Origin of the sequence: Pseudomonas sp. IPO3778, from assembly GCF_013386825.1 — a bacterium.
In the GTDB taxonomy this organism is placed as follows: Bacteria; Pseudomonadota; Gammaproteobacteria; order Pseudomonadales; family Pseudomonadaceae; genus Aquipseudomonas.
The window spans coordinates 32,793-46,909 of the sequence record NZ_JACARC010000028.1 but is presented as its reverse complement, the minus strand read 5'-3'; the positions used below and the strand labels follow the sequence as shown (position 1 = coordinate 46,909).

The following is a 14,117-nucleotide window of genomic DNA, read 5'->3' as shown; positions in this document are numbered from 1 at the left end:
GTCTTCTCAATTGTCCGGAAAATTCTGACAGGTCTTTCAGGTTGTCCCTCGGAACCTGCCTCTCTAACCTTCGCCAGTCGCTGCCAATTCAGCGACCGGGACTGCAAGCTCGTAAACATCACCAGGAGCCTATTTTTCTCGGAGCTTTACGATGGTCAACGAAAACGCCTCATCTTCCATAGCCTCGCTTCAAGCCGCAGCGCGCCAGGCAACGGGTCAACCTGCCGATCAGTTATTTACCTTGATACCCAATCTGGATAGCGAAACCCTGCTGGCCAACGCCTCCCAGGATCTGGCCTCCGTACAGGGCCTGACAGTTCATCTGGCGTTTGAAATCGCCGGCTCCCACCGTGATGTGGCGCTGGGGATTTGTCGGATGCTGGAGGGGATTCAGTTGATGGCGGATCGGACGCTGGATTTGTATGAGGTGCCTGAACAGGCGGACCCAGCTTAGAAACATCTCTTCCCTATAGGCAATAACCCTGTGGCGAGGGAGCTTGCTCCCGGTGGGGCGCGAAGAGCCCCCAAAATCTGCCACAGAGTTCTACCTGAAAAAATTCGGCGTTCTTATTGGGGCTGCTGCGCAGCCCAACGGGAGCAAGCTCCCTCGCCACAATGTTGTCAGGCGCCGGTTACGGCTTCGCGGCCACTGACCAACCGCTCCAGCGCCTCACCCAACCCTGACGCCTTGTCACCAATCAACAAGTGCCAAACCCCGCTCTCAAGCTGGCTCACACCCTGGCAACCCAGTGCCGTCAATTGAGACTCGGACAACACCGAACCATCCCCCAACTCCACCCGCAGCCGCGTCATCGCCACTGCATCCAGTTGCAGCACATTGGCCCGACCGCCCAGCGCACTCAGCCATTTCTCGGCCTCGTGCACATTCACCGGTACGCTCTTCTCGACAGGCGCAACCACCGCCGCAGGCGCCGCCACATACGAAGGCATGGCCAACCGAATCTCGTCGGCGATGCTGTCGGCCATCGGCCCGACCACCACCTGCAAACTCCCGCCATTACCCGGCCGAACCACTGCCATGGCGCCCAGCGCTTTCAGCTCCGCATCCACCGCCTTGTTGCGGTCCACCATGTCCAACCGCAGGCGCGTCGTGCACGCCCCCACACTGAGCAAATTCTCTGCTCCACCCAGCGCCCGAATGTAAGCCCCGGCCCGCTGGTTATCGGTCATGGTCTCAGCCTGCACGACTTGAATATCTTCACGCCCCGGCGTCTTCAAATTGAAGCGGCGAATGCAGTAATTGAACACGCTGTAGTAGATCACCGCATACGCCAGCCCGACCGGGAACACCAGCCAGCCGTTGGTGGATTTACCCCAACCCAGCACCATGTCGATAAACCCACCGGAGAAGGTAAAGCCCAGGTGAATATTCAGCATGTTGGTGATCGCCATCGACAACCCGGTCAGCAGCGCATGCACCAGGTACAGGAACGGCGCGAGGAACATGAAGGCGAATTCGATCGGCTCGGTCACCCCGGTCAGGAACGAGGTCAGCGCCATCGACAGGAAAATCCCGCCCATGATCTTGCGCCGTTCCGGCAGTGCATTGCGGTACATCGCCAGGCACGCCGCCGGCAGGCCGAACAGCATCACCGGGAACATACCGGTCATGAATTGGCCACCTTTCGGGTCGCCGGCAAAGTAGCGGGTCAGGTCGCCGGTCACTACTGCGCCGGTGGTCGGGTCGGTGAAGGTGCCGAACACAAACCACGCCATGTTGTTGAGGATGTGGTGCAAGCCGGTGACGATCAGCAGGCGGTTGAACACGCCGAACACGAACGCGCCAAAGCTGCCGCTTTCCATCAGCAACACGCCGAAGCTGTTGATGCCCTGCTGCACCGGAGGCCAGATCAAACCAAAGATAACCCCCAGCGCCACCGCCGAGAACCCGGTGACGATCGGCACAAACCGTCGCCCCCCAAAGAACGCCAGGTACTCCGGCAGCTTGATATCCTTGAAGCGGTTATACAGCGCCCCGGCCATCAAGCCGCTGGCGATCCCCGCGAGCATGCCCATGTTGATGCTGGCGTCCATCACCTTGAGGGTGGAGATCATCACCAGGTAACCAATGGCGCCCGCCAGGCCCGCCGTGCCGTTGTTGTCGCGGGCAAAACCCACGGCAATCCCGATGGCGAAGATCAGCGCCAGGTTGGCGAAGATCGCCTGCCCGGCGTCGTGCATCACTGCGATGTTCAGCAGGTCGGTGTCGCCCAGTCGCAGCAGGAGGCCGGCGATCGGCAAAATCGCGATCGGCAGCATCAGCGCACGGCCCAGGCGTTGCAGCCCTTCGATAAAATATTGGTACACGGCGTGTCTCCCTGTTTTTGTTGTTTTCAGCTCAGCGGCCAGTGGTGTTGACAGGCTTGGCGAACGGCTTTGGCGCTGCTCAGGTTAAGCAGGCTTTGGCTCAGTTGCCGGCAGTGGGCGGCGTCCAGGTGGCGGACACGGTCCTTGATTTCTCCGATTTGCGGCGGGCTCACGGACAGCTCGCTGATGCCCAGGCCGATCAGCACCGGCGTGGCCAGCGGGTCGGACGCCAGCGCACCGCACACACCCACCCAGCGGCCATGTTTGGCGGCGCCGGTGCAGGTCTGGGCGATCAGCCGCAGCAGCGCCGGGTGCAGGGCGTCGACCCGGGCGGCGAGGCCGGCGTGGTCGCGGTCCATGGCCAGGGTGTACTGGGACAGGTCATTGGTGCCGATGGACAGGAAGTCCGCGTGCTCGGCCAGTTGTTCGGCCATCAGCGCGGCGGCAGGCACTTCGATCATCACCCCCAGCTCCGGGCGTTGGGTCAGTTCCAGCTCGGTGCACAACTCATCGAGGCGCTGGCGGATGTGCAGCAGTTCGTCGACTTCGCTGACCATCGGCAGCAGGATCCGGCAACGCTCCAGTGGCGAGACTTGCAGCAGGGCGCGCAGTTGCTGGTCCAGCAGTTCCGGGCGCACTTGAGCCATGCGAATGCCCCGCAGGCCCAGCACCGGGTTGGTCTCGAACGGCAGCGGCAAGTAGTCGAGCTGCTTGTCGCCGCCCACATCGATGGTGCGGATGATCACGGACTTGTCGCCCATGGCATCCAGCACGGCTTGATAGGCCTGGCGCTGTTCCTGTTCATCCGGCGCAGTGCGGCGGTCGACGAAGAGAAACTCGGTGCGCAGCAGGCCGACGCCATCGGCGCCGTTCTCAAAGGCCAGTTGGGCTTCGGCGCTGGAAGCAACGTTCGCGGCCACTTCAATCCGCACGCCATCCTGGGTGCAGGCCGAGCCTTGAGCCTCGGCGTGTTGCTGCTGGCGACGCAGTTTCTGTGCATCACGCAACTGGTGAACCTGGGCGTGGCGCGCATCATCCGGCGTCAGTTCCAGCCGGCCATTGGCGGCATCCAGCACCACCCGTTGGCCTTGAGGTACATCAAGCAATTCAGTGCCCAGCGCAACCACACACGGCAAGCCTTTACCCCGCGCCAGAATCGCCACATGGGAGGTCGCACCGCCTTCGGCCATGCAGATGCCAGCGGCGTGTTGTTTGCTCAGTTGCAGCAAGTCCGACGGCGTCAGCTCATGGGCCGAGACGATCGCGCCGGCCGGCAATTCGAAATGCCAGGCCTCGCCCAACAGTGCCCGCAGCACCCGCTGTTGCAAGTCCCGCAGGTCGTTGGCGCGTTCGGCGAACAACGGTTTGCCCAAGGCCAGCAGCACCGCGCATTGGGCCTGGATCGCATCGCGCCAGGCGTGAGTGGCGGCGCTGCCGTGTTCAATGGCAGCGGTGGCGGTGTCCAGCAGTGTCGGGTCTTCCAGCAGGGCGAGGTGGGCGGCGAAGATCTCTTCTTCCTCCACATCCTTGCGCTGGCGGGCCTGGTCCAGGGTGTGGCGGATTTCGCCGCGCACGTGTTCCAGGGCACTGTCCAGATGCTGCAGTTGTTCATCCGGGACGTGATTGCCAGGGTCCGCCGGCAACTCGATCCCGTTCAGGCGATACAGCGGCCCGCAGACCAGGCCCGGTGCGGCGCAGACACCTTGCAGCACACCGGCTTCGGTATTTTCACGGCGCGGGGCGACGGCCACAGGGGCGTGATGTGCTTCGCTGACGGCCACCGACAACGCGGCGATCAGTGCTTGCAGCGCCGCTTCACAATCCTTGCCGCGGCAGGTGACTTGTATCTCGTCCTGCTCGCCAATCCCCAGTCCCATCAAGCCAATCAGGCTGTCGCACGAAGCCGTTTTGCCGGCGAAGTGCAGCTGCGACTGGCTGCTGAATGCCTGCGCCGTCTTGCGGATCAAGGCCGCAGGGCGCGCATGCAGACCGCCACGGTGGGTGATGCGAAGTGTTGCGCGGGCTTCGGTGACCGCCTCATCCATCACTTTGGCTGCCCCGGCCAACCGGGCAACCACCTGCAGCAGCGGTTCGCCCACCTTCACTGACGTCAGGGCGAGCGGCCGTAGCTCAAACGCATCACTGTTGGTCAGGATGATCAGGCTGACCAGGCTTTTGCACTGCCGCGCAATCAGGTCCAGGTCAAACTGCACCAGCGCCTGGCCGTTGCTGACCCGGGCCCCTTGCTTGACCAGCAACGCGAAGCCTTCGCCATTCAATTCCACCGTGTCGATGCCCACGTGCATCAGCAATTCAGCGCCGTTATCCGCGCGAATGGTCACCGCGTGCCCGGTACGGGCGACGTGAATGATCACGCCATCACAGGGCGCGTGCAGGCAATCGTTGAGCGGGTCGATGGCAATGCCGTCGCCCATGGCGCCACTGGCGAACACTTCATCGGGAACATTGCCCAGGGTCAGCACCGGCCCGCTGAGGGGGGCGCTGAGGGTGAGGTCTTTATTGTTGTTGGACATGGGCACGGTACTCATCAGGAAAACGCTGCAATCAACTCAGTGGGTGCGGGTCACTTTGCTCAAGTGACGCGGCTGGTCGGGGTCCATGCCCCGGGCTTCAGCCAGGCCGGCGGCCATCACGTAGAAGCTCTGGATCGCCAGGATCGGGTCCAGGGCCGGGTGTTCGGCGCGGCTTAAGGTCAGGTCGCGTTCGGCGATGTCGTCGGGGGCGGCCAGCAGCACGCGGGCGCCACGCTGGCGCATGTCGGCGGCCAGGCTCAGCAGGCCGGCTTGTTCAGCGCCACGGGGAGCGAAAACCAGCAGCGGGTAGTTGTCATCGATCAGGGCCATCGGGCCATGGCGCACTTCGGCGCTGCTGAAGGCTTCGGCCTGGATTGCCGAGGTTTCCTTGAGCTTGAGCGCGGCTTCCTGGGCGATGGCAAACCCGGCGCCACGGCCGATGACCATCAGTTGCTGGCAGTCACGCAGGGCGTTGATGGCCACGCTCCAGTCTTGTTTGGCGGCGTCACGCAAGCCGTCGGGCAATGCCTTGCAGGCCTGGAGCAACTCGTCTTCCTGGTTCCAGTGGCCGATCAGTTGGGCGCTGGCGCTCAGGGTGGCGATAAAGCTTTTGGTGGCGGCAACGCTGCGTTCCGGCCCTGCACATAAAGGCACGTGGAATTCGCAGGCGGCTTCCAGCGGCGAGTCTTCGGCGTTGACCATCGAGATGCTCAAGGCGCCGCGCTTGCGCAACAGGCGCAGGCTGTTGACCAGGTCCGGGCTTTGCCCCGACTGGGAGAAACCGAACGCCACTTGCCCGCTGACTTTGAGCGGCGATTGCAACATGGTCACCACCGACATCGGCAACGACGCCACCGGAATCCCCAGGTGTTGCATGGTCAGGTAGGCGAAGTAACTGGCGGCGTGGTCCGAGCTGCCGCGGGCGATGGTCATCGCCACTTGCGGCGGCTGGCGGCGCAGGCGGCCGGCGACTTCCACCAGCACAGGTTCCAGGCGTTGCAGTTGAGCCTCGACGGCTTCGCAGGAGGCCAGGGCCTCTTCAAGCATTTTTGAAGTCAATGGTTTCTCCTTCGACCATTACGTCGGTGAGGTTCAGGGAGCGGTCCAGGCGCACGCAGTCGGCAAAGCTGCCGGGTTGCAGGCGACCGCGTTCTTCCAGGCCCAGGTAGTCCGCAGGAAATTGCGACAGGCGTTGTGAGGCTTCGCTGACGGGCAGGCCGATCTTCACCAGGTTGCGCAGGGCCTGGTCCATGGTCAGGGTGCTGCCGGCCAGGGTTCCATCGGCCAGGCGTACGCCGCCCAGGCACTTGGTCACGGTGTGGCTGCCCAGCTTGTATTCACCGTCGGGCATGCCGGCGGCGGCGGTGGAATCGGTGACGCAGTACAGGCACGGGATCGAACGCAGGGCCACGCGCATGGCGCCGGGGTGCACGTGCAGCAGGTCGGGAATCAGTTCGGCGAATTTGGCGTGGGCCAGGGCCGCGCCGACAATGCCGGGCTCGCGGTGATGCAGCGGGCTCATGGCGTTGTACAAATGGGTGAAGCTGGTGGCGCCAGCGGCGAGAGCGGCGACGCCTTCTTCGTAGCTGCCCAGGGTATGACCGATCTGCATGCGCACGCCGCGTTCGCTGAGGGCGCGGATCAGGCCGTCGTGGCCGGCGATTTCCGGGGCAATGGTGATCACCCGGATTGGCGCCAGGCGCAGGTATTCTTCGACTTCAGCCATCAAGGCGGTGTGGGCGAAGTTCGGTTGGGCGCCGAGTTTTCCGGGATTGATGTAGGGGCCTTCCAGGTGCACGCCGAGCACACGGGCGGTGCCGGTCGGGCGGCTTTCGCAGTAAGTGCCGAGTTCGCCGAGCACCCGGGAAATTTCGTCCACCGGCGCGGTCATGGTGGTGGCCAGCAGCGAGGTGGTGCCAAACCGTACGTGGGTGCGGGTGATGGTCTGGAAGGCGTCGGTGCCTTCCATGATGTCTTTGCCGCCGCCACCGTGAACGTGCAGGTCGATAAAGCCTGGCAGCAGGTAGGGCAGGTCGTTGTCAGCCGGGTCGCACGGGCTGCCTTCAACGGCAGTCACCTTGCCGTGCTGGTGCACCAGGCGGCCGCGAATCCAGCCGTGGGGCGTGAGGATATTGTCTTCGGACATGGGCAGTTCTCTAAATTCGCAGTTCAGCGGAATAGTCGTGGCGGCGCAGTTCTGCGACGAAGTCGTAGTAGTCGTTGCGGCAGTAGGTGTCGGTGATTTCAATCGGGGTGTTGTCGGCGGTGTAGCCCACCCGCGTCATCAGCAGCATGGCGGTGCCGGGGGCGATGCCCACCAGGGCCGCGAACTCGTCCGAGGCGTTGATTGCCTGGATGTGTTGCAGGGCGCGTACGATGGGCTTGCCGATGCTCTCCAGGTATTCGTAGAGCGAGTTGCCGATGGCTTGCGGGTGCGGCAGGACAGAGGCGGGCATGGTGGTCATTTCAATCGCCATCACCGTGTCGTCGGCCTTACGCAAGCGCTTGAGTCGCGCCACTTTGTCGCTAGGCGACAGGCCCAGGCGGATCAGTTCTTCATGGGTGGGCTGGGTGATGTCGCGCTCCAGCCACTGGGAAGTCGGTACAAAGCCCTTGAGCCGGAGCATTTCGCTGAAGCCCGACAGGCGCGACAGCGGCTGTTCCAGGCGGGGTGTGATGAAGGTGCCGGAGCCTTGGCTGCGACGGATCAGGCCTTGTTCGAACAGCACTTCCAGCGCCTTGCGGGCGGTCACCCGGGAAATACTCAATTGCTCGCTGAGGGCACGCTCCGACGGCAAGGCCTGCTCGGATTTCCACTGGCCGGCATGAATCGCGGCTTCCAGGTTGCGGGCCAGTTGCAGGTACAGCGGCGTCGATTGTTTGTCGTCGGGGCGCAGGGCCAGGATGGGGTTCATCGTGTCGGTTTCCGATGCGGTTATTGGAGTGTTGTCGCCCGGTAGTGATCGAAAGCTAATACCACTTAAATACCATGTCAATGCAGCGAAAACGGTGCAGGCGAGCGTTTACTGGCGCTTTAATAGTGCGCCATAACAAGTGGTATTAGAGAGGTCTTTCTTGCGGGCAGAAGCGCGCAGCCTGCCGGGGTGAACTGGTATTCACCGGCAAGCCACCCGTGGGGCGGGAATTTTTTTCGAATTATTTTACGAGCGGCGGGAAATTACGGACGAATCTCGATCATCGTGCCGTCTTTCACCAGGTTCCAGACTTCGCGCATGTCGACATTGCGCATGCCGATGCAGCCGTCGGTCCAGTCCAGGGTGTGGAACAGTTCTTCGGGGTAGTCCTCGGCGTCGGGGGTGCCGTGGATCATGATCATGCTGCCGGGCTTGACCCCTTCGCGGCGGGCGCGGGCGGAATCACTGATGTTGGGATAGGAGATGTGCATGGCCAGGTTGAAGCGGTCGCTGGTCTTGCGCCAGTCGATCCAGTAGAAGCCTTCCGGGGTTCGGCGGTCGCCTTCCATCAGCTTGGTGCCCTTGGGGTTTTTGCCCAGGGAGATGCGATAGGTCTTGATCGGCTTGCCGTCGTTGATCAGTTGCAACTGATGGGCGGACTTGAGCACCAGGATTTTCTCGACGGGTTTGCCGCCCAGGATCAATTGGGTGGAGGCTGGCGACAGCGTGGCAAACGACAGGCAGATCAGAGCAAGCAACCAACGCATTAAAACGGTATCCCCTGAGAAGACGACGTGCCGCCTGGAGTTGTTATTTGGCCAATTGGGTCAGTGGCGGCACCGACTCGCTGCGCACCGGATACGACTGTTGCCGGCGGTCAGCGAAGAAGCATTCTAAGGTACGCCCGACCGTGCGGAAAGCCAGCTCGGACCAAGGGATGTCAGCTTCATCGAATAAGCGCACTTCGAGGCTTTCGGGGCCTGCGGCAAAGTCCAGGTCGATCAGCTCGGCGCGGTAGAAAATGTGCACCTGGCTGATGTGCGGTACGTCGATCAGGGTGTAGATGCTCAGGTTGCGCACCCGGGCGCAGGCTTCTTCCAGGGTTTCACGCATGGCGGCCTGCTCGACGGTTTCGCCGTTCTCCATGAAACCGGCAGGCAAGGTCCAGAAACCCAGGCGCGGCTCGATGGCACGACGACACAGCAGCACTTGGTCGCCCCACACCGGTACGGTGCCTGCAACGATATTGGGGTTCTGATAGTGAATGGTCTGACAATGATCGCAGACATAACGCAGGCGTGCGTCGCCTTCTGGAATGCGCTGGGTGACCGGTTTACCGCACTGGCTGCAGAAGTTCATGCTGGGGTTCCTGGAGAGTGCGCCTATCTTGGCGTGACCGGGTAAGGGCTGCAAGTTGTCGTTTAGCGACATGGCCAGGGTTTTGGGGTTGGGCGTGCGCAAGGTTTGGTGCATGATGCAAGGTAGCCAACAGACCGAGATGACTCATGCTGGACGAGCTACTTCGCCGGGTAAGCAATCATACGCCCCACACGCTGGAGACCGACGGTCGTTTCCCGGAAGCGGCGGTACTGGTGCCGATCACCCGCAGTGACGAACCCGAGCTGATCCTGACCTTGCGCGCCAGCGGGTTATCCACCCATGGCGGCGAAGTGGCGTTCCCTGGCGGGCGCCGCGACCCCGACGATCCCGACCTGATATTCACCGCGCTACGTGAAGCCGAAGAAGAAATCGGCCTGCCGCCAGGGCTGGTGGAAGTCATTGGCCCGTTGAGCCCGCTGATTTCCCTGCACGGTATCCGTGTCACGCCTTATGTAGGCGTTATCCCCGATTACGTTGAATACCTGGCCAATGACGCCGAGATCGCCGCTGTTTTCAGCGTGCCCCTGGAGTTTTTTCGCCAGGATCCCCGCGAACATACCCACCGTATCGATTACCAGGGTCGCAGCTGGTACGTGCCCAGTTACCGGTTTGGCGAATACAAGATCTGGGGCCTGACGGCGATCATGATTGTCGAGTTGATCAATCTGCTCTATGACGATGCCGACATCAGCCTGCACCGACCGCCGAAAAGCTTCATCAATACCTAAGAGCCCGATGGCCATCGCTCCTGCCGTGAGGATCCACCTATGAAATACCGCCTGGGCGACGCCCGAGTCGAAACCCATCCCGACAGCTGGGTGGCCCCCAATGCCACGCTGGTGGGCAAGGTCAAGCTGGAGGAGGGCGCCAACGTCTGGTTCAACGCGGTGTTGCGCGGCGACAACGAACTGATCCTGATCGGCAAGAACAGCAACGTGCAGGACGGCAGCGTGATGCACACCGACATGGGCTACCCGCTGACCCTCGGCACCGGCGTGACCATCGGCCATAACGCCATGTTGCATGGCTGCACCGTCGACGATTACAGCCTGATCGGCATCAATGCAGTGATCCTCAACGGAGCGAAGATCGGCAAGCACTGCATCATTGGCGCCAATTCGCTGATCGGTGAGGGTAAGGAAATCCCGGACGGTTCGCTGGTGATGGGCTCCCCGGGCAAGGTGGTGCGGGAGTTGACCGACGTGCAGAAGAAGATGCTCGAGGCCAGCGCGGCGCACTATGTGCATAACTCGCAACGTTATGCCCGTGACCTGGTTGAGCAGGAAGAATGAACCCGGTTGAACGACCCGTCGCTTCGCCTTGCGTGAGCATTTGTGCGCTGGATGACGACGATATTTGCACCGGTTGCCAGCGGACCGTGGATGAAATCACTCGTTGGAGCCGCATGGACAATACCGAGCGCCGGGTGGTGCTGGGTTTATGCCATGAGCGGGCGAAGGCGAGTGGGCTGGTGTGGATGATTTCCGGTAAATCCGGCGCCTGATCGCTAGAGGGCTGCACTTGATGTGGCGAGGGAGCTTGCTCCCGCTGGGCTGCGAAGCAGCCCCAAATCAGGCGACAGTATTACTTCAGGTACACCGCGATCGCCCATTTCAGGGCCGCTTCGCGCCCCAGCGGGAGCAAGCTCCCTCGCCACATTGATGGGTTGTGCAGTACCCTGTGCCCCTTGTTCACAGGTCCCGCGCCCCATGTTCTTCCTGATTGCCTACATCAGCAGCGTCGTGCTGATCAACTTTGCCTTCTCCACCGCCCCGCACCTGGACGTCATCTGGTCTGCCTGGGGCGGGCTGGTGTTTGTCCTGCGGGACATGGTGCAAACCCGCTTCGGCCATGGCGCGATCATCGCCATGCTGGCGGCGCTGGTGCTGTCCTATATCACCTCCGATCCGTCCATTGCCCTGGCCAGTGCCACGGCGTTCGCCGTGTCCGAGTGCATTGACTGGCTGGTGTTCAGCATCACCAAGCGTCCGCTCCATGACCGCCTGTGGATAAGTTCGGCGCTGAGCATTCCCCTCGATACTTTTATCTTTTTCGGCCTGATCGGCGCGCTGACGCCTGCCGTGGCCGGCACTGCCCTGGTCTCGAAATTCGCCGGGGTGACCGTGGTGTGGCTGGCCATGGCCTGGCGGTTGCGCCGGCAACGCGTCGTCAACTGAAGCCAATCTTTACAGTTCATGTAAAATGCCGGCCTTTCTCCACCATGATCCGCTCCCCTGAGGACCTGAGATGACCCGAATCGGAACTCCATTGTCGCCAACCGCGACCCGCGTAATGCTGTGTGGCTGCGGTGAGCTGGGCAAGGAAGTGGTAATCGAACTGCAACGCCTGGGTGTTGAAGTGATTGCCGTGGATCGCTACGCCAACGCGCCGGCCATGCAGGTTGCCCACCGCAGCCACGTGATCAACATGCTCGATGGCGCTGCCCTGCGTGCCGTGATCGAAGCCGAGAAGCCGCACTTCATCGTGCCGGAAATCGAAGCGATCGCCACCGCGACCCTGGTGGAGCTGGAGGCCGAAGGCTTCACCGTGATCCCGACTGCCCGCGCGACGTTGCTGACCATGAACCGCGAAGGCATCCGTCGCCTGGCCGCTGAAGAGCTGGACCTGCCGACCTCGCCGTACCACTTCGCCGACACCTTCGAGGACTACAGCAAGGCCGTCACCGACCTGGGCTTCCCGTGCGTGGTCAAGCCGGTAATGAGTTCGTCGGGCAAGGGCCAGAGCCTGCTGCGCAGTGCCGATGATGTGCGCAAAGCCTGGGATTACGCCCAGGAAGGCGGGCGTGCGGGCAAAGGCCGGGTGATCATCGAAGGCTTCATCGACTTCGACTACGAAATCACCCTGCTGACCGTGCGCCACATTGGCGGCACCACCTTCTGCGCGCCAGTCGGCCACCGTCAGGAGAAAGGCGACTATCAGGAATCCTGGCAGCCACAGGCCATGAGCCCGATTGCCCTGGCCGAATCCGAGCGTGTTGCCAAGGCGGTGACCGAGGCCTTGGGTGGTCGTGGTCTGTTTGGCGTTGAGCTGTTCATCAAAGGCGATCAGGTGTGGTTCAGCGAAGTCTCGCCACGCCCGCACGATACCGGTCTGGTGACCCTGATTTCCCAGGACTTGTCGCAGTTCGCCCTGCATGCGCGGGCAATTCTTGGCCTGCCAATCCCGTTGATCCGTCAGTTCGGGCCTTCGGCGTCGGCGGTGATTCTGGTAGAAGGGCAGTCGACCCAGACCGCGTTTGCCAACCTGGGCGCAGCCTTGAGCGAACCGGACACGGCGTTGCGTCTGTTTGGCAAGCCGGAAGTGAACGGTCAGCGCCGCATGGGCGTGGCACTGGCGCGGGATGAGTCGATCGAGGCTGCCCGGGCTAAAGCCACCCGTGCTTCAAAGGCGGTTGTTGTAGAACTGTAACCGCAGCACCTTCCACTGTAGGAGCGAGCTTGCTCGCGAAAAACTTGAAGGCGCCGCGTTTATCCAAAATGAACGCGTCATCGTTGACGTTCTTCGCGAGCAAGCTCGCTCCTACAGGGGGGGGGCGGTCTATCAGGCGACCTTGTTCAAATCGTTATTGCGCGTCTCTTTCAGGCACAGAACAGCAATCAAGCTGATCACCGCTGCCGCCGACACATACCCGCCGACATAGCTCAAACCGCCCATCGCCACCAGTTTGGTCGCGAAGAACGGTGCCGCCGATGCACCCACGATCCCACCCAGGTTGTACGCTGCCGAAGCACCGGTATAACGCACGCGGGTCGGGAACAGTTCCGGCAACATCGCGCCCATCGGAGCAAACGTCACGCCCATCAGAAACAGCTCCAGCGCCAGGAACAGCGCCACGGCCCAGGTTGAACCGTGGGTCAGCAACGGCTCCATGGTGAAGCCGGAGAGGATGGTCAGGATCGCACCCACAATCAGCACCGGCTTACGTCCGTAGCGGTCGCTGGCCCACGCCGCGAGCGGAGTCGCCGCACCCATGAACAGCACCGCGAAGCACAGCAATCCGAGGAAGGTTTCACGGCTGTAGCCCAGCGTGGACACGCCGTAGCTCAAGGAAAACGCCGTAGTGATGTAGAACAGCGCATAACACACCACCATCGACGCCGCGCCCAGCAGCACCGGCAGCCAGTGCTGGCTGAACAGCTCCACCAGCGGCACCTTCACCGGCGCTTCCTTGGCCACGGCATTTGCGAACACCGGCGTCTCATGCAGTTTGAGTCGCGCATACAGACCCACCATCACCAGCGCCGCGCTGAGGATGAATGGGATGCGCCAGCCCCAGCTGCGGAACTGCTCGTCGTTCAGGTTCATGGCCAGGATCAGGAACAGCCCGTTGGCTGCCAGAAACCCAATCGACGGGCCCAGTTGCGGGAACATGCCGAACCAGGCGCGCTTGCCCTTTGGTGCGTTCTCGGTGGCCAGCAAGGCCGCGCCGCCCCATTCGCCGCCGAGCCCGAGGCCCTGGCCGAAGCGCAGCACGCAGAGCAGGATCGGCGCCCACGCCCCGATGCTGTCGTAACCGGGCAGCAAGCCGATCAGGGTGGTGCACACGCCCATCAGCAGCAGGGATGCGACCAGTGTCGACTTGCGGCCAATCCGGTCACCAAAGTGGCCGAACAGCGCCGAACCCAGCGGGCGCGCGATAAACGCGATACCGAACGTCAGGAACGAGGCGAGCATCTGCGCCGTGCCTGACGTCTGCGGGAAGAACACCGGACCGATCACCAGCGCAGCGGCGGTCGCATAGATATAGAAGTCGTAGAACTCGATGGCAGTGCCGATGATGCTCGCGGTAGCGACCCGGGCCGTCGAGTTGGTCGGGGCGGCGGTTGCCGTCTCGTTAAAGGTGGTGCTCATTGAGGTATCCCTGGCGGTCATTGCGCGCTTAAACGCGGATTATTATTGGTCGAACACCCATGGGTCAGGGTAGTGCGCGGGGTGGCTC

At 62.4% G+C, this 14,117-nt stretch carries 14 protein-coding genes; 6 read left to right on the top strand and 8 right to left on the bottom strand.

Annotated elements, in window-relative coordinates:
* The first annotated feature begins 151 nt into the window (after window positions 1-151).
* Window positions 152-454, top strand: a complete 303-nt coding sequence (locus HX855_RS12520; RefSeq protein WP_256352952.1) for a DUF6124 family protein — start codon at window positions 152-154, stop codon at window positions 452-454.
* Between the two features lie 167 nt (window positions 455-621).
* On the opposite strand, the gene nagE is transcribed toward HX855_RS12520, so the two are convergent.
* The 7 genes from nagE to HX855_RS12485 form a co-directional block, all read right to left on the bottom strand.
* On the bottom strand, window positions 622-2,280 hold the full coding sequence (gene nagE, locus HX855_RS12515; RefSeq protein ID WP_218175749.1) for an N-acetylglucosamine-specific PTS transporter subunit IIBC: 1,659 nt from the start codon (window positions 2,278-2,280) through the stop codon (window positions 622-624).
* A gap of 74 nt (window positions 2,281-2,354) precedes the next feature.
* Complete coding sequence (gene ptsP / locus HX855_RS12510) at window positions 2,355-4,862, bottom strand: phosphoenolpyruvate--protein phosphotransferase (RefSeq protein ID WP_177083565.1); 2,508 nt, start codon at window positions 4,860-4,862, stop codon at window positions 2,355-2,357.
* Window positions 4,863-4,898: 36 nt separating this feature from the next.
* Window positions 4,899-5,909, bottom strand: a complete 1,011-nt coding sequence (locus HX855_RS12505; protein ID WP_375140082.1) for an SIS domain-containing protein — start codon at window positions 5,907-5,909, stop codon at window positions 4,899-4,901.
* The gene (nagA, locus tag HX855_RS12500; protein WP_177083569.1) at window positions 5,902-7,008 is read right to left on the bottom strand and encodes an N-acetylglucosamine-6-phosphate deacetylase; all 1,107 of its coding nucleotides are present in this window, start codon (window positions 7,006-7,008) and stop codon (window positions 5,902-5,904) included. Before nagA ends, HX855_RS12505 begins: the two co-directional genes overlap by 8 nt.
* 10 nt (window positions 7,009-7,018) lie before the next feature.
* A complete protein-coding gene (locus HX855_RS12495; RefSeq protein ID WP_177083571.1) occupies window positions 7,019-7,777 on the bottom strand; it encodes a GntR family transcriptional regulator in 759 nt (252 codons plus the stop codon).
* Window positions 7,778-8,040: 263 nt separating this feature from the next.
* Window positions 8,041-8,544: a murein L,D-transpeptidase family protein gene (locus HX855_RS12490; protein WP_177083573.1), complete on the bottom strand. Its 504-nt coding sequence runs from the start codon at window positions 8,542-8,544 to the stop codon at window positions 8,041-8,043.
* 43 nt (window positions 8,545-8,587) lie between these two features.
* Window positions 8,588-9,136, bottom strand: coding sequence for an NUDIX hydrolase (locus tag HX855_RS12485; RefSeq protein ID WP_003209606.1), 549 nt, complete (start codon window positions 9,134-9,136; stop codon window positions 8,588-8,590).
* A 146-nt stretch (window positions 9,137-9,282) separates the two neighbouring features.
* Between HX855_RS12485 and HX855_RS12480 the strand changes: the two genes are divergently transcribed.
* The 5 genes from HX855_RS12480 to purT all read left to right on the top strand — a co-directional run bounded on the left by HX855_RS12480 (window position 9,283) and on the right by purT (window position 12,586).
* On the top strand, window positions 9,283-9,885 hold the full coding sequence (locus tag HX855_RS12480) for a CoA pyrophosphatase (protein WP_010176834.1): 603 nt from the start codon (window positions 9,283-9,285) through the stop codon (window positions 9,883-9,885).
* A 39-nt stretch (window positions 9,886-9,924) separates the two neighbouring features.
* Complete coding sequence (locus tag HX855_RS12475; protein WP_177046987.1) at window positions 9,925-10,449, top strand: gamma carbonic anhydrase family protein; 525 nt, start codon at window positions 9,925-9,927, stop codon at window positions 10,447-10,449.
* Window positions 10,446-10,661 carry a DUF1289 domain-containing protein gene (locus HX855_RS12470; protein ID WP_177083575.1) on the top strand — a complete coding sequence of 72 codons (216 nt, stop codon included), beginning with the start codon at window positions 10,446-10,448 and terminating at the stop codon, window positions 10,659-10,661. The genes HX855_RS12475 and HX855_RS12470 overlap by 4 nt, the downstream gene beginning before the upstream one ends.
* A gap of 205 nt (window positions 10,662-10,866) precedes the next feature.
* Complete coding sequence (locus HX855_RS12465) at window positions 10,867-11,334, top strand: preQ0 transporter (RefSeq protein ID WP_177083577.1); 468 nt, start codon at window positions 10,867-10,869, stop codon at window positions 11,332-11,334.
* 70 nt (window positions 11,335-11,404) lie between these two features.
* On the top strand, window positions 11,405-12,586 hold the full coding sequence (purT, locus tag HX855_RS12460) for a formate-dependent phosphoribosylglycinamide formyltransferase (RefSeq protein ID WP_177083579.1): 1,182 nt from the start codon (window positions 11,405-11,407) through the stop codon (window positions 12,584-12,586).
* A gap of 132 nt (window positions 12,587-12,718) precedes the next feature.
* On the opposite strand, the gene HX855_RS12455 is transcribed toward purT, so the two are convergent.
* Window positions 12,719-14,029 carry an MFS transporter gene (locus tag HX855_RS12455; RefSeq protein WP_177083581.1) on the bottom strand — a complete coding sequence of 437 codons (1,311 nt, stop codon included), beginning with the start codon at window positions 14,027-14,029 and terminating at the stop codon, window positions 12,719-12,721.
* Window positions 14,030-14,117: the final 88 nt, after the last annotated feature.

Bases quoted from the DNA above. Each gene is read 5' to 3' on its own strand.
- HX855_RS12505 (WP_375140082.1), bottom strand. From the start codon at position 5,909: ATGCTTGAAGAGGCCCTGGCCTCCTGCGAAGCCGTCGAGGCTCAACTG.
- HX855_RS12480 (WP_010176834.1), top strand. From the start codon at position 9,283: ATGCTGGACGAGCTACTTCGCCGGGTAAGCAATCATACGCCCCACACG.
- HX855_RS12520 (WP_256352952.1), top strand. From the start codon at position 152: ATGGTCAACGAAAACGCCTCATCTTCCATAGCCTCGCTTCAAGCCGCA.
- ptsP (WP_177083565.1), bottom strand. From the start codon at position 4,862: ATGTCCAACAACAATAAAGACCTCACCCTCAGCGCCCCCCTCAGCGGG.
- HX855_RS12490 (WP_177083573.1), bottom strand. From the start codon at position 8,544: ATGCGTTGGTTGCTTGCTCTGATCTGCCTGTCGTTTGCCACGCTGTCG.
- HX855_RS12495 (WP_177083571.1), bottom strand. From the start codon at position 7,777: ATGAACCCCATCCTGGCCCTGCGCCCCGACGACAAACAATCGACGCCG.
- purT (WP_177083579.1), top strand. From the start codon at position 11,405: ATGACCCGAATCGGAACTCCATTGTCGCCAACCGCGACCCGCGTAATG.
- HX855_RS12465 (WP_177083577.1), top strand. From the start codon at position 10,867: ATGTTCTTCCTGATTGCCTACATCAGCAGCGTCGTGCTGATCAACTTT.
- HX855_RS12485 (WP_003209606.1), bottom strand. From the start codon at position 9,136: ATGAACTTCTGCAGCCAGTGCGGTAAACCGGTCACCCAGCGCATTCCA.
- HX855_RS12470 (WP_177083575.1), top strand. From the start codon at position 10,446: ATGAACCCGGTTGAACGACCCGTCGCTTCGCCTTGCGTGAGCATTTGT.
- HX855_RS12475 (WP_177046987.1), top strand. From the start codon at position 9,925: ATGAAATACCGCCTGGGCGACGCCCGAGTCGAAACCCATCCCGACAGC.
- nagA (WP_177083569.1), bottom strand. From the start codon at position 7,008: ATGTCCGAAGACAATATCCTCACGCCCCACGGCTGGATTCGCGGCCGC.
- nagE (WP_218175749.1), bottom strand. From the start codon at position 2,280: ATGCTGCCGATCGCGATTTTGCCGATCGCCGGCCTCCTGCTGCGACTG.
- HX855_RS12455 (WP_177083581.1), bottom strand. From the start codon at position 14,029: ATGAGCACCACCTTTAACGAGACGGCAACCGCCGCCCCGACCAACTCG.